General features: G+C 64.0%; 13 protein-coding genes. 9 read left to right on the top strand and 4 right to left on the bottom strand.

What is annotated here, in order from left to right:
• Positions 1-91 precede the first annotated feature (91 nt).
• The gene (locus tag C7G61_RS31380) at positions 92-3,241 is read right to left on the bottom strand and encodes an Rne/Rng family ribonuclease (protein ID WP_108521294.1); all 3,150 of its coding nucleotides are present in this window, start codon (positions 3,239-3,241) and stop codon (positions 92-94) included.
• A 736-nt stretch (positions 3,242-3,977) separates the two neighbouring features.
• Here C7G61_RS31380 and C7G61_RS31375 point away from each other — a divergent pair.
• From C7G61_RS31375 to C7G61_RS31350, 6 genes are all read left to right on the top strand, one after another.
• On the top strand, positions 3,978-5,327 hold the full coding sequence (locus tag C7G61_RS31375; RefSeq protein WP_108521186.1) for an N-acetylmuramoyl-L-alanine amidase: 1,350 nt from the start codon (positions 3,978-3,980) through the stop codon (positions 5,325-5,327).
• Positions 5,328-5,566: 239 nt separating this feature from the next.
• Positions 5,567-8,080, top strand: a complete 2,514-nt coding sequence (locus C7G61_RS31370; protein ID WP_108521184.1) for a penicillin-binding protein 1A — start codon at positions 5,567-5,569, stop codon at positions 8,078-8,080.
• A 168-nt stretch (positions 8,081-8,248) separates the two neighbouring features.
• Positions 8,249-10,735, top strand: a complete 2,487-nt coding sequence (locus C7G61_RS31365) for a penicillin-binding protein 1A (protein WP_108521182.1) — start codon at positions 8,249-8,251, stop codon at positions 10,733-10,735.
• A 125-nt stretch (positions 10,736-10,860) separates the two neighbouring features.
• A protein-coding gene (gene prfB / locus C7G61_RS31360) for a peptide chain release factor 2 (RefSeq protein ID WP_108521180.1) occupies positions 10,861-11,992 on the top strand; the annotation gives its coding sequence in 2 pieces (ribosomal slippage) (positions 10,861-10,929 and positions 10,931-11,992; 1,131 coding nt in all).
• 3 nt (positions 11,993-11,995) lie between these two features.
• Positions 11,996-12,868 (top strand): NAD(P)-dependent oxidoreductase, encoded by an 873-nt coding sequence (locus tag C7G61_RS31355; RefSeq protein ID WP_108521178.1) that lies wholly within the window; start codon positions 11,996-11,998, stop codon positions 12,866-12,868.
• Positions 12,869-12,967: 99 nt separating this feature from the next.
• Entirely contained in the window at positions 12,968-13,915 is a 948-nt protein-coding gene (locus C7G61_RS31350; RefSeq protein WP_108521176.1) for a DMT family transporter, read from the top strand.
• Here C7G61_RS31350 and C7G61_RS31345 read toward each other — a convergent pair.
• Positions 13,875-16,025 (bottom strand): carbamoyltransferase C-terminal domain-containing protein, encoded by a 2,151-nt coding sequence (locus tag C7G61_RS31345; RefSeq protein WP_244608547.1) that lies wholly within the window; start codon positions 16,023-16,025, stop codon positions 13,875-13,877. The genes C7G61_RS31350 and C7G61_RS31345 overlap by 41 nt on opposite strands.
• A gap of 189 nt (positions 16,026-16,214) precedes the next feature.
• Between C7G61_RS31345 and C7G61_RS31340 the strand changes: the two genes are divergently transcribed.
• Positions 16,215-17,438: an ABC transporter substrate-binding protein gene (locus tag C7G61_RS31340; protein ID WP_108521172.1), complete on the top strand. Its 1,224-nt coding sequence runs from the start codon at positions 16,215-16,217 to the stop codon at positions 17,436-17,438.
• Between the two features lie 125 nt (positions 17,439-17,563).
• Here the strand turns inward: C7G61_RS31340 and C7G61_RS31335 are convergent, their stop codons facing one another.
• Both C7G61_RS31335 and C7G61_RS31330 read right to left on the bottom strand, forming a co-directional pair.
• Entirely contained in the window at positions 17,564-18,025 is a 462-nt protein-coding gene (locus tag C7G61_RS31335; protein WP_108521170.1) for an SRPBCC family protein, read from the bottom strand.
• 298 nt (positions 18,026-18,323) lie between these two features.
• Positions 18,324-18,848 (bottom strand): hypothetical protein, encoded by a 525-nt coding sequence (locus tag C7G61_RS31330; protein ID WP_145963713.1) that lies wholly within the window; start codon positions 18,846-18,848, stop codon positions 18,324-18,326.
• Between the two features lie 103 nt (positions 18,849-18,951).
• On the opposite strand from C7G61_RS31330, the gene C7G61_RS31325 reads away from it, so the two are divergent.
• Positions 18,952-19,824: a DUF6502 family protein gene (locus C7G61_RS31325; protein ID WP_108521166.1), complete on the top strand. Its 873-nt coding sequence runs from the start codon at positions 18,952-18,954 to the stop codon at positions 19,822-19,824.
• The gene (locus tag C7G61_RS44965) at positions 19,821-20,996 is read left to right on the top strand and encodes a DUF5666 domain-containing protein (RefSeq protein ID WP_190242047.1); all 1,176 of its coding nucleotides are present in this window, start codon (positions 19,821-19,823) and stop codon (positions 20,994-20,996) included. The genes C7G61_RS31325 and C7G61_RS44965 overlap by 4 nt, the downstream gene beginning before the upstream one ends.
• The last annotated feature ends 17 nt before the right edge of the window (positions 20,997-21,013 follow it).

Raw genomic sequence — 21,013 nt, 5'->3', positions numbered from 1 at the left:
GAATCCATCGGAACGGCGCTCTAGCGATCAGCTCGATGCAAATAAAAACCGCCCGGTTTTGGCCGGGCGGTTTTCTTTTTTGGTTTGAGCCTTACTCGCCGCTGCCGAAGCGCCGTGACCACCAGCCCGCCTTGCGTGGCGCGCCCTCGTCCGATGTGGCCGGCGCCGGCTCGGTGGTCGGAGCAGGCGCGGGAGACTCGAACGGCTCCGGCGCGCTCTGGCTGACGGAGGAGGGCGCCGGTTCGACCGGAGCGCTGCTCACGAAGCTGACTTTCTCGCGCACCGTCGAACGCCGCCGCGCCGCGGCCCGCTCGGCCTCTTGCGTGGTTTCTTCAGCTGATGGTGCAGGTGCGCTCTCGACCGGCTCGGGCTGGGCGTAGGCCGCGGGCTGCATCTCCGCCGGCTGCGAGACTGGTTCGGGCTGAAAGTCAGCCTGCGCCAGCGATGGCGCGGGCTCGGACGCGCCGCCGTCGAAATCGGCAACCGCGCTGGTCACTTCGGGAGCCGAGGTCGGCGCGAGTTCGTCCGCGATCGATCCGGCCAAGCCATCTTCCAGCTCGGCACCACGCCGGCGGCGTCCGCCGCGACGGCCGCGACGGCGCGGGCGCCGCTCGCCACCGGCAGGCTGATCGCCGCGGGCCATGCCGGGCTGTTCATCACCTTCGTCCTCGTCGGCTTCGCCGTCCTCGGCGGTCACGCCTTCGACGGCCTCGCCCGCGACGCGCACCGCGTCACTGTCCTCGCGCGGGGCGCCGCCTTCACGGGGCTCGCCACGGCCGCGTCGGCGCCGGCGCCGCTTGCGGCGGTGACCGTCTCCTTCGCCTTCGCCCACTGCGGCTTCGGCGGCATCCTCGGTCAGCCCCTCGGTCTCGTCGGTTTCGATCTCGGATTCGGCTTCGATGTCGAACGCCTCGTCGTCGTCATAGGCTTCCTCGACCTGCGGCGGGAAGGCGGTGGCCTGCGCCGCCAGCAACGCCTTGGCGGCTTCCAGCGTATGCACCTGCTCGCCGCGGTCGATGACGTACGACTGCTGGCCGGCAACGGTTGGATCGGCGCTCACCGCGAGCGACACCTTGAAGGCATTTTCGAGGTCGCGCAGATGGCCGCGCTTGTGATTGAGCACATAGAGCGCGACGTCGGTGCGGGTGCGCACCACCAGATTGTGGGTCGCGCCTTTCATCAGGATTTCCTCGATGCCGCGCAGCAATTGCAGCGCGACCGACGAGACCGAGCGCACATGACCGCTGCCGCCGCAAACCGCGCAGGGCTCGGTCGAACTCTCCAGCACGCTGGCGCGGATGCGCTGGCGCGACATTTCCAGCAGGCCGAAATGCGAGATGCGTCCGACCTGGATGCGCGCGCGATCCTGCCGCAGGCAGTCGGACAGCTTGCGCTCGACGGCGCGGTTGTTGCGCTTCTCGTCCATGTCGATGAAGTCGATGACGATGAGGCCTGCGAGATCGCGCAGGCGTAATTGTCGCGCGACTTCCTCGGCCGCCTCCAGATTGGTCTTGAGCGCGGTGTCCTCGATGTGGTGTTCGCGGGTCGAGCGGCCGGAGTTGACGTCGATCGAGACCAGCGCTTCGGTCTGGTTGATGACGATGTAGCCGCCGGAACGGAGCTGCACGGTCGGCGAGAACATCGCATCTAACTGGCTCTCGACGCCCATCCGCGAGAACAGCGGCTGGCCATCGCGATATTGCCGCACTGCCCGCACGTTCGAGGGCATCAGCATCTTCATGAAGTCGCGCGCTTCCTGGTAGCCGGATTCGCCCGCGACCTGGATTTCGTCGATTTCCTTGTTGTAGAGGTCGCGCAGCGAGCGCTTGATCAGCGAGCCTTCTTCATAGACGAGGGTGGGGGCCTGCGACTTCAGCGTCATGTCGCGCACGGTTTCCCACATCCGGATCAGATATTCGAAGTCGCGCTTGATCTCGGGCTTGGTCCGCGAGGCGCCGGCAGTGCGCAGGATGATCCCCATGCCCTCGGGCACGTCGAGGTCCTGCACCACTTCCTTCAGCCGCGAACGGTCCTGGGCCGAGGTGATCTTGCGGCTGATGCCGCCGCCGCGGGCGGTGTTGGGCATCAGCACGGCATAGCGGCCGGCCAGCGACAGGTAGGTCGTCAGCGCGGCGCCCTTGTTGCCGCGCTCTTCCTTGACGACCTGAACCAGCATCACCTGGCGGCGCTTGATGACTTCCTGGATCTTGTACTGGCGGCGCGGGCGGAACGGGCGTTCCGGAACTTCCTCCAGCACGTCGTCGCCACCGACGGATTCGACGACTTCCTCTTCGGCGTCCTCGGCGTCGTCCTCATCGTCATGGCCGTCGTCGCGTTCGGAGGCCGGGGCGAGTTCGTCGGGAGAAGCAACGGCGTAGCCTTCACCGGCGTGCTCGATATGCGGCGCGTCGTCGGCATGGGCCGCGTTTTCGCGCGCCCGTTCCTCGTCATGATGCTCATCATGCGCGTGTTCGTCGTGAGCGGGTTCGGCCGTCGCCTCAGGGGCGGCCGCCTCGACCGGCGCCACGGCGGGCACGCCGGATTCCAATTCCGCGACCGGTGCTTCGCTTGCGGCATCTGTCCGAGTGTCAGGACCTTGCGCATCGTGATCGTGGTGACGTTCGTGGTCGTGCTGAGGATCGTGATCGTGCGAATGGTCTTGATCGTGACCATGCGTCTCATGCGCATCATGGTCGTGATGCGCCGTGTCCTCATGATGCTCATCGTGATGTTCAGCGTCGTGCGGATGCACTTCGCCGGCATACGCGCCTTCGTGCTGATGCGCCTCGCCTTCATAGGGCTGGGCCGCCTGCGAGGGATCCTGGCCGGCGTTCTCGACGACGCCGCTCTGGACACGGTCGCCATGGCCGCGTCGGCGCGCATTGCGGTGGCGCGAGCGGCCACGGTGGCGGCTAGAGGAGCGGTTCTCGCTCTCTTCCTCGGCCTCGCGATGGGCGCGCTCGTCGGCCTCGATCAGCGCCTGACGATCGGCGACCGGGATCTGGTAGTAGTCCGGATGGATTTCGCTGAAGGCGAGGAAGCCGTGGCGGTTGCCGCCATATTCGATGAACGCCGCCTGCAGCGACGGTTCTACGCGCGTGACCTTGGCGAGGTAGATATTGCCGCGCAGTTGCTTGCGCTGGGCGGTCTCGAAATCAAACTCTTCGACGCGGTTGCCGCGGACCACAACGACCCGGGTCTCTTCCGGGTGGGTGGCGTCGATCAACATCTTGTTGGGCATTTTTGAACTCTTGACGGCGGCGGGCGCGGTGCATGGCGCGCGCAAATTGCGCGGCCCGGTGACGCGACGGTCCACCTGATTCGGGGGTGAGGGGAAGGCCAAAACGCACTTCTTGGCGCCGCGCCGAACGGGGAGCCACCGGAGCGAGGCGACGTGCGAAGCTTTCGCCTCGCGTCGGCGCGATCGTTCCGTGGATCCTGGTCGGCAACACAGTCTGGCGCATCAAGCGTCGGCCCGTCTAAACATGTTGGCGGAAAAGGATACCGCCGCATTTATCGCTGAAGGCCCGGTTCGGCGCCTAAACGCCCGCCGGCCATCGCATATCGGACCGTTTGGGGTCCGGATAATCAGTTTTGCCGTGTCTCAAACCGTCCCTGGAAAAGGTACCTGGGACCGGACGCCGCTCGGGCTCGAAACCGCCACTCCGTGTCAGCCGCGCGCGGCGCTGGCTGTGGAGGGATCGGGAAAGACGCAGGTTCCTTCGACTTGGAAGGCTCCAGCGCTGCACCGGGAGGCTGAACGCGACACAACCGGGAGTATTAGCCGTCAGCACCTCGTACATACGTGGATTGGCGGCTGCGTGCAAGGGAAGCGCAACGAAGGCACAAAAAGGAACCAGCCGCCGGGCGTCGCAGCGCGGCAACACTCGCTCCTTTTCACAGATTCGACCTTAAGGTCTGATTAACCCTGCGGTTCTAATGCGGTAAGGGAGGGCTCCTCCGGAGGCACCGAATCGTTGGCGAGCCGCGCAAATCACCTTGTTTTGCTGGGATGTGGTCTATTGTGCGCCGCAGCATTGCTGCGCACCCAAATGGCCGGCCCCAGCGCGGCCCAGGCACAGGTTTATCAAGCACCCGCCTATCAAACGCCGCTTTATCAAGGACCGGCCGCCATTCCGAGCCCGGCGGCGGCATCGAATTTCCCGATCGCGTCGGACGCTCGCCTGGCCGGCGATACCAAACAGACCCGCTTCATCCTCGATCTCGACAAGCCGGTCCAGTTTCGGGCCTTTGCCCTGGCGGACCCCTATCGCGTGATCGTCGATCTTCCCCAAGTCAGTTTCCAGCTTCCGGCCGGAGTCGGTGTCGCGGGACGGGGATTGGTCAAGGCGTTCCGCTACGGTCTCGTCATGCCGGGCGGATCGCGGATTGTGTTCGACCTGACGGGACCTGCCAAGATCGCCAAATCCTATGTGCTGGAGGCGGCCAACGGCCAGCCGCCGCGGCTGGTGCTCGAATTCGAAGAGGTCGACCGCACCGCCTTTGTACAGTCGCTGGCGCCCGAAAGCCGCCCCGAACTGCGGCCTGCGATCGCCGAGGCCAACGCCGCCGCTGCGCGGGCGGAAGCGCCAGCCGCGCCTCCGTCGCCGCCGGACAAAAGGCCGGTGGTCGTGATCGATCCCGGCCATGGCGGCGTCGATAACGGCACCGAGGCCGGCGGCGGCGACATCATGGAAAAGAATCTGGTGCTCGGCTTTGGCCTCGCGCTGCGCGATCGGATCGAGAAGTCGGGCAAGTATCGCGTCGTCATGACCCGGACGGACGACACCTTCATTCCGCTCGGCGACCGCGTGAAGATCGCGCGCAACGAGTCGGCGGCGCTGTTCGTTTCGATCCACGCCGACGCCCTGCGTCGTGGCGAGGGCGACGCCCAGGGCGCCACGATCTATACGCTCTCCGATAAGGCCACCGACTCCGAAGCCGAGCGGCTCGCGGACACTGAAAACAAGTCGGACGCGATCGGCGGGGTCAGTCTCGCCGACGAGCCGACCGAAGTCGCCGACATCCTGATCGACTTGGTGCAACGGGAGACCAAAACCTTTTCAAACCGGTTCGCGCGGATCCTGATGGGCGAAATGAAGACCACGGTGCGGATGCACAAGCATCCGCTGAAATCGGCCGGCTTCCGGGTCCTGAAGGCCCCCGACGTGCCCTCTGTCCTGGTCGAGCTCGGCTACGTCTCGAACAAGGGCGACCTTGAGCGTCTGGTGTCCGAAAACTGGCGGAACCGGACGGTCGGGGCGATGGCGCAGGCAATTGATGCGTTTTTAGCCAAACGGCTGGCAACTGCCGGACCGGGCAAGTGAAAAGTTCAGTGCGCATTGCGTAGGCGCAGGCTGAAAAGCGTGCCGTCCGGTGGCCCAAGCCCTAGTTTGGCCACAGCGGCAACGGTATAGAAAATCGACTGCTGGTCTTCGGAATCGGTCAATATTGTCCGCCGGACCCTCTATTGTTCGACCGCGTGGCGGCAACTCGTTCGGTGGGATTGCCGTATTGGGATAGACGCCGCAGATTTCGGCGCACAGGTTGGAACGGAACTTCGACAATGCGCTTTCTGGTCCGGTTTTTGGGTTTCCTGTTCGCCGCCGGGACTGTCGTGTTCCTGGTCGGCGTGGCCGGCGTCGCGGGCGCGATCTGGCATTTCTCCAAGGACCTGCCTGACTACTCACAGCTTCAGGATTACGAGCCTCCGGTGATGACGCGCGTGCACGCGTCCGACGGTGCGCTGCTCGGCGAATATTCCAAGGAGCGCCGCCTCTATCTGCCGATTCAGGCGGTGCCGAAGCTCGTCATCAACGCCTTCCTCGCGGCCGAGGACAAGAACTTCTACGAGCACGGCGGCATCGACTTCACCGGCATGGCGCGCGCGGCCGTCCTGTATGCGCAGAACTTTGGCTCCAACAAGCGTCCGCAGGGTGCCTCGACGATTACCCAGCAGGTTGCCAAGAACTTCCTTCTGACCAATGAAGTGTCGTTCACGCGCAAGATCAAGGAAGCCTTGCTGGCGATGCGCATCGAGCGCGCCTATTCGAAGGACCGCATCCTCGAGCTCTATCTCAATGAAATCTATCTCGGTCTTGGTGCCTACGGCATCGCGGCCGCATCGCTGGTCTATTTCGACAAATCCGTGAACGAACTCACGATCGCGGAAGCCTCCTATCTGGCGGCGCTGCCCAAGGCTCCCGCGGTACTGCACCCGGTTCGCAATCGCGATCGCGCGGTCGAGCGGCGCAATTACGTGGTCGATCGCCTGCTGGAAAACGGCTGGATCAAGCAGGCCGACGCCGACAAGGCCCGCAAGGAAGCGCTCAACGTCACCAGCCGCGGCAACGGCGCGCATATCTTCGCCGGCGAGTATTTCGCCGAGGAAGTCCGACGCGACATTTTCGAGCGCTACGGCGAAAAGAAGCTGTACGAAGGCGGATTGTCCGTCCGTGCTACGCTCGATCCGAAGATGCAGGTGATGGCGCGCAAGGCCATGGTCGCCGGTCTCGTCAAATATGACGAGGCGAGCGGCTGGCGCGGCGCACCGTCCAAGCTGGATATTTCCGGCGACTGGGGCGTGAAGCTCGCCGACATCAAATCGCTGGGCGACATTGCGCCGTGGCGGATGGCCGTGGTGCTAGAGACGTCCGACCAGTCGGCGCGGATCGGTTTCCAGCCGGGCCGCGAGCTCGGCGGCGCCATTAGCAAGGTCAGGCAGACCGGCATCGTCACGCTCGATGGCGTGCGGTGGGCGAAGGCCGCATCAGGTCCCGCAAAGGGCAGGACACCGACCTCGGTGGCGCAAGTTCTGGCGGCCGGCGACGTGATCTATGCTGATCCGCTGTTCGACAAAGAGGGCAAGCCGGTCGAAGGCCAGTTTCGGCTGCGCCAGTTGCCGGAAGTTTCGGGCGCGATGGTTGCCATGGATCCGTGGACCGGCCGCGTGCTGGCGATGGTCGGCGGCTTCTCGTTCGATCAGAGCCAGTTCAACCGCGCGACCCAGGCCTATCGGCAGCCGGGTTCGTCCTTCAAGCCGCTGGTGTATTCGGCGGCAATGGACAACGGCTACACCCCGTCGACGGTCGTCGTCGACGCGCCCATTGAAATCGATCAGGGACAGGGCGTCGGTGTCTGGCGCCCGGAAAACTATTCGTCGGGAAAATACCAGGGACCGGTCACGCTGCGCAACGCGCTGCGGAATTCGCTGAATACGGTGACGGTGCGGCTGGCCCAGGACATCGGCATGCCCTTGATCGGCGAGTATTCCAAGCGTTTCGGCGTCTACGACGAACTGCCGAACTATCTGTCCTATGCACTCGGCGCCGGCGAAACCACGGTCATGCGGATGGTTACGGCCTATTCGATGTTCGCCAATGGCGGCCGCCGCGTGAAGCCGACGCTGATCGATCGCATTCAGGACCGCTACGGCCACACCATCTTCAAGCATGACGCCCGCGAATGCCGCGGTTGCGACGCGCCCGGTGGCTGGAAGAATCAGGCCGAGCCGCAGCTCGTGGACCGCCGCGAGCAGGTGCTCGATCCGATGACCGCATATCAGATCACCTCGATGATGGAATATGTGGTGCAGGCCGGCACCGCGACGGTGGTCAAGGAAGTCGGCAAGCCGATCGCCGGCAAGACCGGCACCACCAACGATGAAAAGGACGCCTGGTTCATCGGCTTCTCGCCGGACCTCGTGGTCGGCATCTATGTCGGTTTCGACAAGCCGCGCAATCTCGGCCGCGGCATGACCGGCGGTCATCTGGCCGCACCGATCGCCAAGGACTTCCTGAAGCTCGCGCTCGCCGACAAGCCCGCTATACCCTTCAAGGTGCCCGCCGGCATCAAGCTCGTCCGCGTCGACCCCAAGAGCGGCATGCGCGCCGGTCCGGGCAGTGGCGGCCTTCTCGAAGCCTTCAAGCCGGGCACCGCGCCGCCGGATAACTACTCGGTCATCGGCGTGGCCGATGCGGACGGTCGGATGCCGCAGCAAGGATACCCGCAAGGGTATCAGCAAGGGTACCAGCCCGACTCCGGCAATATCATGCGTCCGGGAACCGGCGGGCTTTACTGATCCGCACGACGTGTTCACAACCTCAAGGCGCATCTTCGGACATCGCGTTATAAACATGCTTGGATCCCGCGGATCTCTGCGATCCGGGTCGCGGGAGAGGAAATGTCCGATGGACATGAGGACAAGCGCTGACTGCTACGGCGCCAAGGTTGGAATGGAACTTCGGTAATGCGTTTTCTGGTCCGGTTTTTGGGTTTTCTGTTTACCGCCGGGACTGTCGTGTTCCTGGTCGGCGTGGCCGGTGTCGCGGGCGCGATCTGGCATTTCTCCAGGGACTTGCCGGACTATTCGCAGCTTCAGGATTACGAGCCGCCGGTGATGACGCGCGTGCATGCCTCGGACGGCGCGCTGCTCGGCGAGTATTCCAAGGAGCGGCGTCTCTATCTGCCGATCCAGGCGATGCCAAAACTCGTCACCAACGCGTTCCTCGCGGCCGAGGACAAGAATTTTTACGAGCACGGCGGCATCGACTTCACGGGCATGGCGCGCGCCGCCGTGGTGTATGCGCAGAACCTTGGCTCCAACCGCCGGCCGCAGGGCGCCTCCACGATCACCCAGCAGGTCGCGAAGAACTTCCTTTTGACCAACGAGGTCTCCTTCACACGCAAGATCAAGGAAGCCCTGCTGGCGATGCGCATCGAGCGCGCCTATTCCAAGGACCGCATCCTCGAACTCTATCTCAATGAAATCTATCTCGGCCTCGGCGCCTACGGCATCGCCGCCGCATCGCTGGTCTATTTCGACAAATCCGTGAACGAACTCACGGTTGCGGAGGCCGCCTATCTCGCGGCGCTTCCGAAAGCGCCGGCCCAGCTGCATCCGGTGCGCAACCGCGACCGCGCGGTCGAGCGGCGCAATTACGTGATCGACCGCCTGGTGGAAAACGGCTGGATCAAGCAGGCCGACGCCGACAAGGCGCGCAAGGAACCGCTGGCCGTGACCAGCCGGTCCAACGCCGCGCATACCTTTGCCGGCGAGTATTTTGCCGAGGAGGTCCGGCGCGACATCTTCGAGCGTTACGGCGAAAAGAAGCTCTATGAAGGCGGCCTGTCGGTCCGCACCACGCTCGATCCGAAGCTGCAGGTGATGGCGCGCAAGGCCGTGGCCGCCGGTCTCGTGAATTTCGACGAGGCGCAGGGTTGGCGCGGAGCTATCAGCAAGCTCGACATATCAGGCGATTGGGGCGTGAAGCTCGCCGATGTCAAATCGCTGAGCGACATCTCGCCGTGGCGGATGGCCGTGGTGCTGGAGACTTCCGACCAGTCGGCCCGTATCGGTTTCCAGCCCGGCCGCGAACTGGGCGGCGCGATCTCCAAGGACCGGCAGACCGGTCTCATCACGCTGGACGGTGTCCGATGGGCGAAGCCGGCCGCGGCGCGCGGCAAACCGGCGACGGCTTCGGTCTCGCAGATTCTGTCGCCGGGTGACGTGATCTACGCCGATCCGCTGTTCGACAAGGAAGGCAAGGTGGTCGAGGGCCAGTATCGCCTGCGGCAATTGCCCGAAGTGTCCGGTGCCATGGTCGCGATGGACCCGTTGACCGGCCGCGTGGTCGCGATGGTCGGCGGCTTCTCGTTCGATCAGAGCCAGTTCAATCGCGCGACACAGGCCTATCGGCAGCCGGGATCGACGTTCAAGCCGCTGGTCTATTCGGCGGCGATTGACAATGGCTACACGCCGGCGTCGATCATGATCGACGGGCCGATCGAGATCGACCAGGGGCAGGGCAACGGCGTCTGGCGGCCGGACAATTTTTCGGTGGGCAGCTATAAGGGTCCGATCACGCTGCGCGATGCCTTGAAACAGTCGCTCAACACCGTCACGGTGCGGCTGGCGCAGGATGTCGGTATGCCCCTGATCGGCGAATATGCCAAGCGCTTCGGTGTCTACGAAGAATTGCCGAACTATCTTTCCTATTCGCTGGGTGCCGGCGAGACCACGGTCATGCGGATGGTCACGGCGTATTCGATGTTCGCCAATGGCGGCCGGCGGGTGAAGCCGACGCTGATCGACCGCATCCAGGACCGCTACGGACGGACGATTTTCAAACATGACGCGCGCGAGTGTCGCGGTTGCGACGCGCCGGAAGGCTGGAAGAACCAGCCCGAGCCCCAGCTCGTCGACCGCCGGGAGCAGGTGCTCGATTCGTTGACCGCCTACCAGATCACTTCGATGCTCGAGGGGGTGGTGCAGGGTGGAACGGCGACAATCCTGCGCGAGGTCGGCAAGCCGATCGCCGGCAAGACCGGCACTACCAGCGACGGCAAAGACGTCTGGTTCGTCGGCTTTTCGCCCGATCTCGTCGTCGGTCTCTATCTTGGTTATGACAAGCCGCGCAGCCTCGGCAGGTCCGCGCAGGGCGGCCGTATCGCCGCGCCGATCGCCAAGGATTTCATGAAGCTCGCGCTCGCCGACAAGCCAGCGACCCCGTTCAAGATTCCCGCCGGCATCAGGCTGGTTCGTATCGATGCCAAGAGCGGCATGCGCCCCGGTCAAGGCGAGGGCGGCCGCATCATCCTGGAAGCGTTCAAGCCGGGCACCGCGCCGCCGGATAATTACGCCGTCGTCGGCATCGCCGACGACGGGCGAGTGCCGATGCAGCCGGGAATCCCGCCTGACACGACCAATATCATGCGCCCCGGCGGGCTCTGGTAGCCCGCTGGTATCAACAAAACCCGAATTCATCGGTCTGAGCCGATTGCGCTTTGCGGCATACGCCGCTACATCCGGCCCGTTGAACATCTATCCAGTAGCGGTTCCAGCCGCAGACAGAAGAGACCATGCGCGCCGAAATCGAACGCCTCGTTGAAGAGATCAAGCAGTCAGTCGGGCTGCTGAGGAGGCATCTTTGACGTCGAGAAATCCACGGCTCGCCTCGCGGAGCTGAACAAGCTCGCCGAAGATCCCAATCTCTGGAACGATCCCCAGAAGGCCCAGAAGCTGATGCAGGAGCGCACCTCGCTGGTGGACGCGCTCGAGGGCATCGGCAAGGTCGAGCGCGAGCTTGACGACAATGTCGAGATGATCGCGCTCGGCGAGGCCGAGAACGATGAAGGCGTGGTGGTCGAGGCGGAGGGCGCGCTAAAAGCCCTGAAGAAGGAAGTCGCCCGCCGCGAGCTGGAAGCGCTGCTATCGGGCGAGGCCGACCGGTTCGATTCCTATCTCGAAGTGCATGCCGGCGCCGGCGGCACCGAAAGCCAGGACTGGGCGTCGATGCTGCTGCGCATGTATACGCGCTGGGCCGAGGAGCACGGCTTCAAGATCGAGTATCTCGAAGAGACTCCCGGCGAAGAAGCCGGCATCAAATCTGCGACCATCCAGATCAGCGGGCACAATGCCTATGGCTGGCTGAAGACCGAAGCGGGCGTGCATCGCCTGGTGCGGATCTCGCCGTTCGATTCCAACGCGCGGCGGCACACCTCGTTTTCTTCCGTGGCGATCTTTCCGGTCGTCGATGACTCGATCAAGATCGACATCAAGGAATCGGACGTGCGCACCGACACCATGCGCTCGGGCGGCGCCGGCGGCCAGCACGTCAACAAGACCGAATCCGCGGTACGCCTGACCCATATTCCGACCGGCGTCGCGGTGGTCTGTCAGGCCGGCCGTTCGCAGCACAAGAACCGCGCCCAGGCCTGGGACATGCTGCGCGCGCGGCTCTATGAAATCGAACTGAAGCGGCGCGAGGAACAGGCCGCCGCCGATCAGGCCGCCAAGACCGATATCGGCTGGGGCCACCAGATCCGCTCCTACGTGCTGCAGCCCTACCAGATGGTGAAAGACCTGCGCACCGGCGTGCAGACCTCCGATACATCAGGCGTTCTCGACGGCGACCTGGACGAGTTCATGGCGGCGACGCTGGCGCAGCGCGCCTTCGGCACCACGCCCGGCGCGGTCGAGGATGTGGATTAATCCATGACCAAAGTGGCCTTCATCGGGCTCGGCCGCATGGGCCATGGCATGGTCGGCCGCTACCTCGATGCAGGCTTTTCGGTTGCAGTCTGGAATCGCAGCAAGGCCAAGGCGGAAGACCTGATCGCGCGCGGCGCACGCTGGGCTTCATCTCCGGCGGACGCTGCCGATGGCGCTGATGCCGTCGTGACCATGGTCGCCGACGACGCGGCGTCGCGTGCCGTCTGGCTCGGCAAGGACGGCGCGGCTGCAACGATGAAGGCGGGCAGCCTCGCGATCGAATGCTCGACCGTCTCGCACCAGCACGCGCTCGACATGGCGCGCGAACTGCGCGGCCGCGGCCTGATCTATATCGATTGTCCCGTCACTGGCCTGCCGCAAGCGGCGGCTGCCGGAAAGCTGACTTTGCTGGTCGGCGCTGACGCGGCCGATCTCGATTCCGCAAAACCGTATCTCGCGCCGATCGGCGATGTGGTCAGGCACTTCGGCGCGGTCGGCACCGGCACTGTCTTCAAGCTGATCAACAACCTGATGGGCGCGGTGCAGATCGCGAGCCTCGCCGAAGGCGTCGCCATGGCCGAGCAGGCCGGGCTCGACATGAATCTCGTGGCGGAAGCCTTGGCGACCAGTGCGGTGGCGAGCCCGCAGGTGATCCGGCATTCAAAGCGCATGGTGGCGCGCGATTTCGCCGGCGCGTCGTTCACATCGGCGCTCCGCTACAAGGATGCGGTCTACGCGGTGAAATTGGCCGAGAGCCTGCTTGCAGAAGCACCGCTGTTGGGGCAGGCCGCGGTCGAGGCCTACGCCCGGGCAAAGACCGAGATGCCCGATGACGACGAGGGCAGGATGATCGAGATCGTGTCGCGGCCGAAATAGCCGCCGCGAACCTGCATTCGGGACGAACCTGCATCCGGGAATCGGGTGGCAAAGTCCGGCGCGGCTGAATAGAGCTGTCTGTCCCGGATTTGAGTCGCCATGACCGCCAATGACACTTCGATTGACGCCCGCGACTGGTCGCTGCTTGGCCTGCTCTCGATCCTGTGGGGCGGGTCGTTCTTCTTCAACGGCGTGGTGCTGAAGGAATTGCCGCCGTTTACGGTGGTGTTCCTGCGCGTGGCGCTTGCGGCCCTCATGCTGCTGCCGCTGTTATCGCTCTACCGCATCCGCTTTCCGGCCGGCCTGTCAGGCTGGCGGCCGTTTATCGCCATCGGCCTTTTCAATAACGTGCTGCCGTTCTCGCTGATCGTGGTCGGGCAGACCTTTATCCCGGGCGGGCTGGCCTCGATCCTGAACGCCACGACGCCGCTGTTCACGGTGGTCGTGATGGCGATGGCGGGTGAGGAAAAGCTGTCCGCGCGGCGGATCGCGGGCGTCATCGCGGGCCTGATCGGCGTGGTCATTCTCCGCGGCGACGGTTTTGGGTTGGAGGGCCGGCAGGGCGTCGGCATTCTGCTCTGCCTTGCGGCCGCCTTCTCTTACGGACTGTCGGCGCTGCTGGCGCGACGGCTGCTGTCGAATTCCCCACCGCTCGGCACGGCGACGTTCCAGATGCTGGCCTCGGCCGCGATGATGACCATGGTCGCAGGATTCGTCGAACGCCCCTGGCTATTGCCGATGCCGGGGCCATCTACATGGCTCGCCGTGATCGGGCTTGCCGGGCTGTCGACCGCGCTCGCCTATATCGTGTTCTTTCAGATCCTGCGGCGTTCCGGCGCCACCAATGTCATGCTGGTGACGTTGCTGATCCCGGTTACCGCGATCCTGCTCGGCTACCTGGTCCTAGGCGAAACGATCTCGCTGCGCGAGATTACGGGCGCGCTCGTGATCGGCAGTGCGCTGCTCGTGATCGACGGACGCGTGCTGAAGTTCTTGCAGCGGCAAGTTACGCGCGACCGGCCTTCCAATCCGCGCACCAGCCGGTGAACCTTCCGCTGTCGCGCTCGCCGCCATGCCAGGCCGCATAGACTTCGCCGCCGCCTGCCACCAGCACGACGACATCGAGCCCCTTGGAGCGGCGCAGCGTGTCGATCGCCTGTTGCGGGGTCTGGGCTATCGGTCCCGCAACATTGAAGGACGTGTTGATGGACAGCTCGACGCCGATATGGCGGCCGAGCGCCTTGAGATAGGCATAGGTGAGGGGATCGTCTTCAGCGCGCACGATCTGGATACGGCCGGTGCCGTCGGCGTGAATGACGGCCGGGATTTTCTCGCGCGCGTGCGGCTTCGAATGCGCCGTCAGCACCATGTAATTATAGGCGTTGTAATCGGCATCCGAGGCGCCGGGCAGCAGTTCGAAATATTCTCGCGCGGCTTCCAGCGTCGCCATCGGCGCCAATGGGCGAATGGCCTCGCGGTATTTGACGCGCTCGTTCAGCCGTTCGCGCGCTTCCGCGTCGCAGGGGTTGGCGAGGATCGAGCGATGGCCGAGCGCGCGGGGACCGGTTTCGGCCGCGCCCTGATAGAGCGCAATCACGCCGCTCTGCGCGACCATGAATGCCATCAGGTCGGCGATCGCGTCGCGGCCTTCAGGCGTCGAGATATCGCCGATGCGTTGCGAGGCGATGTCATTGGCCTCGACCGCGCTGACGATATCCTCTTGCGATGGCGGCGTGCCGCAATAGAAAGCATGCGTCATCGGCGCGCCGCGCGGGGCGCTGGCGAGATGCGCGAATAGCCAGGCGGCGCCGATGGTGACGCCGGGATCGCCGGGAACCGGCGGCACCCAAAGACCCAGCCGCGTGTTGCGCTGCTGGGCTTTGGCGAACCAGGCCTCATCGAAATATTCGAGCAGCCGCATATTGCCGACCGCGTTCAGCGCCACGCCGCCGGTCAGCACCAGCCGGTTGGCGCCCGTGGTGCGCAACAGATGATCGACGACATGGATCATCGCGTCCTCGAACACCAATTGGGTCGCGGCGGCCTTGTCGAGGCGGTCCCTGGTATCGGGGCGGTGATGGATGTCCTCGACGCGCAGCACCGCATCCGGATTCCAGAGCTGGTCCGGCTTGAGCGGTTCGCCGAGTATCTCCGTCAGCGTCTGCTTGTAGGGATGATCGAAGGGGTCGCAATACCAGTTAGCCATCGCGCGGTTGAGCCGGACTTCGCCATCGCGGCCGAAATGCAGCACGTCGCGCAACCGCGCATAATAGGGATTGCTGGCGCGGTCCATGTCGCCCCACGCGGCGGCGCCCATGTAGCGGCCCTCGCTGGACAGCCAGGTCCAGCCGCCCTGTGTCGAGGAAATCACGCTGTAGAACGCGCCGAGTGAATCGAACATGCTGTCGTTGCAGTAGAGCCGGCGCATCGCGCCATGCTCGACGACATAAAGTGAGATCGATCCCTGGTCGCCGGTGCCGTCAAGTACCGCAATCGCCGTCGGCTCGCCATCGTCGGCGAACGGCGAGGCGGCGTAGGAAAACCAGGCGTGGTTGTCGTGATGCGGCAGGCAGATCAGCGGCACGCGCTCGGCAAGCCCGAGTTGGCGGGCAAGGATTTTTGGCGTCCGCGTCATCTGGTCGAGGCGGCGGCCATCGAAGCCAGCGGCCTCGGTGGTGCGCACGAGTTTTATACTCTGCGGCATTTCCTCGATCACCGAGCGCGCCAGCGTGCCGGCGAGCGTCGGATAATCCCAGCTCGTGAGCCAGGCATCGATGTCGCCGATGTCGCGGCCGATCTCCCGTAGCGTCGCCACCGCGGCGTCGACCGACAGTTTTGGATACTCTGTCGTGTGCTTGTTGCCGGAAAAGCGCTCTTCCTCGTTGTTGACGATCAGCCGCGGCCCGTGAGCCTGCGTCACCTCGACCAGCGCCAGACCTGAATTATGCGTGCCGGGTGCGCCGAGGCCAGCGAGATAGACCGTTTCGCCGCGCGCAAGTTTGTTGCGGACATGCGCGATTCGCGCATCGGCGAATTCCGAGCCGAGCTGGTGAAATCCCGCAGCCCCCATGGTTGTCGCCGCCAGCCAGCGTGCGAAACGGAAACCGAGGCCAGCGAGCCTGGGATGCCGCGGACCAATTCGTATGTCTGGTTTCAATCTGTCCAACCTCCGGGACTTGAACGTATGGCCTTGCACGCATGGTAATGACGCGAACCTGCATCAATCACAATTGCCGCCGGGCAACAATGCTGTTTCGTCATACGGAATAAGCACATGCTTGCAAGTGTTGATGTGACTTGCGACACTTGCCCGCAACAAGACAGAAAAAAATAGGGGGAGAAAACGATGCCGGTTCGCATGCAGAACCTTGTTGCCCTGACCGTGTTCGCCGTCGCCGCAACGGTCGCCACCACAGCCCACGCGCAGAAGAAATACGATCCCGGCGCCAGCGATACCGAAATCAAGATCGGCAACATCATGCCCTACAGCGGCCCGGCGTCGGCCTATGGCACGATCGGCAAGGCGCAGGCGGCCTATTTCAACAAGGTCAACGCCGAGGGCGGCATCAACGGCCGCAAGATCAATTTCGTCAGCTATGACGACGCCTTCAGCCCGCCGAAGGCGGTCGAGCAGGCGCGCAAGCTGGTGGAAAGCGACGAGGTGCTGCTGATCTTCCAGCCGCTCGGCACGCAGTCCAATTCGGCAATCCAGAAATACATGAACGCCAAGAAGGTCCCGCAGCTCTTCGTCGCGACCGGTGCGACCAAATGGGGCGATCCGCAGAACTTTCCGTGGACCATGGGCTGGCAGCCGAATTACCAGAGCGAAGGCCGGATCTACGCCGCCTATATCCTGAAGAACTTTCCGAACGGCAAGATCGCGGCGCTCTGGCAGAATGACGATGCCGGCAAGGACCAGATGAAGGGCTTGCGCGATGGCCTTGGCGCCAAGGTCGGCATGATCATCGCCGACAAGTCCTATGAGGTCTCCGATCCCACCATCGATTCGCAGATCGTCGCGCTGAAGGATTCCGGCGCCGACATCATGATGACCTGGGCGGCGCCGAAGGGCGCGGCGCAGGCGATTCGGAAGGTGGCCGAGCTCGGCTGGAAGCCGGTCTATTTCATCGGCAATGTCTCGACCTCGGTGGCGGCGGTCCTCAAGCCGGCCGGCCTCGATAATTCGAAAGGCATCATTTCAACGGCCTATCTGAAGGATCCGACCGATCCATTGTGGAAGGACGATGCGGGGATCAAGACCTGGCTTGCGTTCATGGACAAATATTTCCCTGACGGAGACAAGACCAACGCCAACAATATCTACGGCTATGCGACGGCGCAGACCATGGTGCAGGTGCTGAAGCAGTGCGGCGACAATCTCACGCGCGAGAACGTGATGAAGCAAGCCGCGAGCCTGAAGGACTTCACCAGCGAGGTGCTGCTGCCCGGGATCAAGATCAACACGGCCGCCAACGACTTCTTCCCGATCGAACAGATGCAGTTGATGAAGTTCAACGGCGAAGCCTGGGAAGTGTTCGGCGACATCATCGCCGGGGAGGTCGGGCATTAGACTCCGGTTCTGAGTTAATCAGAACCGGACTCTAGAATCTTCTTTTGACGCCTTTTCTTAACGCGAACCGGTGTCCGCTCTGGAGGGATAAGGCACCGCAGCGTGGTGCCTCTCCTCGACCCTCACTATCCCGGAATATCCGGCTCCACGAGCAACGCGAGCTGGGCGAGCGACTGTTGCCAGCCGAGATAGCAGGCTTCGACCGGAATCACCGTCGGCACGTTCGTCTGTTCGATGTTGATTTCGGTTCCGACCGAAACCGCTTTCAAGGTCACGGTGACCTCGATGACGCCAGGCAAATTGGGATCGTCGAAACGATCGGTGTAGCGGATACGCTCATTGGGCACGATCTCCAGATATTCTCCGCCGAACGAATGGCCCGAGTTCGTGGTGAAATTCGTGAACGACATCCTGAATGTGCCGCCAACCTTCGGCTCGAAATGGTGGACCTTGCAGGTGAAGCCGTAGGGCGGCAGCCACTTGGCCATGGCCTCCGCATCGAGGAAGGCGCGAAAAACCTTCTCCGGCTTGGTGGCGAGGACACGGTGCAAACGAACGGTATTGCCTTGGGAATTGCCTTGGGACATGACGTTATTTTCTCCATCACTGAGCGGAGTATATCGCAGGATTTAGTTGGGTTAGCTCCGTCTCTGCCACAAGGACGCCTGGCCGCCCTGCGAGCCGACATGGCGGCAAAAAAATTCACCGACGCGGGGCGCGCGCCGGTTCCATGTTAGGTGACTGTGGAACGGCGAGGGTAGGAGCGCGACGCCGGCCAGTCCCATTGCACCGAGTGCGTCCTGCCAAACAGGTCGGGATAGTGGACCTTGAAGATATGAAGCACCGACAGGCGCCGGGCGGTGTGGTGTACTGGGATCAGACGGCTCATTGATCTTGGGTTTGCTCTTCGCGGAGGCGTTCGATCCGCCTGTTCAGGAATTTCTGAATCTCGGAGATGTCGAACTCGATCTTCTCGGATCGCGCTGGCGCCTGTGATTCGAGCTCGACCACCACACGCTTGCCGCCGTGTGACGTGGCGACGATAGCGACGGATGTCGTGTCCGCGTTGGCTCTCAGCGCGTCATGCACGCGACTTGCATATTCGCCAGCCCGCAGGACGTTGAGACCGAAGGCAAGCAACCGGCCATAGACGTAGAGTGCGAGCAGATCGGTTTCGTCGAAGGTGCGGCGAGAGCCGGGAGCGCTACCCGGCAGGCAGGGGTAACCACCGATAGCGATCGTCAAGATGAAGTCGTCATAGGAGACGTCCGCCGTCCTGCACGCATCCGCCAGCCACAAGTCAAAGCACATAGACCTATCACCGTTGGTTAACCCGCCGTCGCGCCTGTCGCGCTCGGTCAGGACATCGCCGGTGGTGGAGGCGGAAACTCGAACCGAACGGCCAGACATGCGTCGATCCCCATGGTTGACGGTTTTTAATATGTGGGAAGATTTCACACGTCAATCAAAAAGTGGGATTGTGTCCCACGCGGCGTGCCGGTACAATTTTGCCATGAATGCCAAATCCCTGATCTCGAAGCCGGCTTCGCACCAGCCGAACGCCGCGGCGAAGCTGCATGCGCCGCTGGCGCGGCTGTTGCGGCCGCTGGTCCGGCTGTGCATCCGCAGCGGCATGACATTTCCGGCACTGGCGCAATTGTTGCGCGAGCTCTTTGTCAACGTCGCCGAGCACGACTTCGCGCTGGAGGGAAAAGAGCAGACCGACAGCCGCGTCAGCCTGCTCACCGGCATCCACCGCAAGGAGGTGGCACGGCTGCGCGGCGCCGGCGCGCCGGTCCACGAAGCGCCGGCCACGCTGTCGCGCACCAGCGCGATCATCGCGCGCTGGCTCGCCGCGCCAGAATTCACCGATGCGAAAGGCGAGCCGCTGCCGCTGCCACGCACGGCAGAAGACCATGCGCCGTCGTTCGAGCAACTGGTCGAGTCGATCACAAAGGACGTGCGCCCGCGCGCGGTGCTCGACGAATGGCTGGACCGCAAGCTCGTCACCATCAATGGCGACGACGAGATCGTGCTGATCGAGACCGGCTTCGTCCCGCGCGGCGACGACGATCGCAAATGGCACTATCTCGGCCGTAACCTGCATGATCACGTCGCGGCGGCAGCGGAGAACGTTTCCGGGCCGGCGCCGCGCTTCCTCGAGCGCGCAGTGCATTACGACGGTCTCTCGCCGAAATTGGCGAAACGGCTGGAGGCGCGCTCGCGCGAACTTGCGATGGAGGCGTTGAAGGTCGCAAACCGCGAAGCCAACCGCGCGCTCGCCAAGGACAAGGGCGGCAACAGCCGGTGGAATTTCGGCGTCTACATCTATTCCGAAGATCCGGACGGTGCGGCTGATGATGCAGGTGAAGGCGGTCAGTGTTGACGAAGCCCCCAATCATCACGCGTCGCTTGCTCCTGGCGGGATTTTGGCTCGCCGGAACGTCCCCACTATGGGCACAGGCCAAGCGCGGCAACGACCAGGGCATCGGTGGCACCGGGATTTCGCGCGGCGATGATCACGGGATCGGCGGCACCGGCATTGTCGGCGTCATCCAGCGGTTCGGCAGCATCTTCGTCAACGGTGAGCGCATCGGCTACGCACCGGACGTGCCGGTGCGGATCGACGGCGAGGCTGCGTCAGTGAAGGCGTTGCGGATCGGGCATATCGCGCGCGTGGTGGCGCAGCGCCAGTCGAACGGCACGCTGACCACCAGGCGCATCGACGCGGTCAGCGAAGTCATAGGGCCGATTGAAAGTATCAAGGGCGGCGAGATGACCGTCCTCGGCCAGAAGGTCGTGTCGACGGGTCGTGAAAGCTGGCGCGTCGGCACGCAGGTGGCGGTCTCGGGACTGCGGCGCACCGACGGCGTGATCGTCGCAAGCTTGGTCGAGCAGCGTTGCAACGCCACCACGCGGGTGACAGGACCGTTGGAACGCGATCGTGACGGCTTGCGGATCGGTGGCTTGCGGCTCGGCGGCGTCAATGCCGCGCTTGTTGGTCAACGCGTTCAGGTCGAAGGAAGCATTCTGCAAGGCGCGATGCAGGTCGCACGCGCAAGAGTCGATGATCTCTCTGAATTGTCTGGCGCCACGCGCTTGTCGATTGAAGCCTATGTGCGGCGCGTCGGCCCGAATCTGCAGCTCGGTTCAGGATATGTGGCGCGCGACACCTCGCGCTTCGAGCCGGGCCAGGATATGCGCGTGGTGGTAAATGCCGTTCGCGATGGCGCGCAGGGCCTGCGCGTTGAATCGGTCCAGTCGGTAAGTCATTTCCCGGGATCTTCGATGCAGGGTCCGCCCGGGCCCGATCGGGCCCCCGGCGGAGCGCCAGGGCACGGTGGTGGCGGTGGATCCAATGTCCCCGGTGGCAGCCGCCCTGATGCGCCCAGCGGGCGCGGCGGCCACGGCGGCTTCGGTCCAGGCGAGCCCCCAGGCGGCGGTCCCCCGGGACCGGGCGGCTTTGGTCCTCCGGGAGGTGGTCCTGGTGGCTTCGGCGGCGGTCCCGGCGGCGGCGGTCACGGTGGCGGCGGCTTCGGCAGAGGTGGGCGACACTGACGGCTGGTCTCAGCGTG

It is taken from the genome of Bradyrhizobium algeriense, from assembly GCF_003062295.1.
Lineage (GTDB): Bacteria > Pseudomonadota > Alphaproteobacteria > Rhizobiales > Xanthobacteraceae > Bradyrhizobium > Bradyrhizobium algeriense.
Note: the sequence above shows the minus strand (reverse complement) of the source record. Positions and strands in the feature narration are given on the sequence as shown.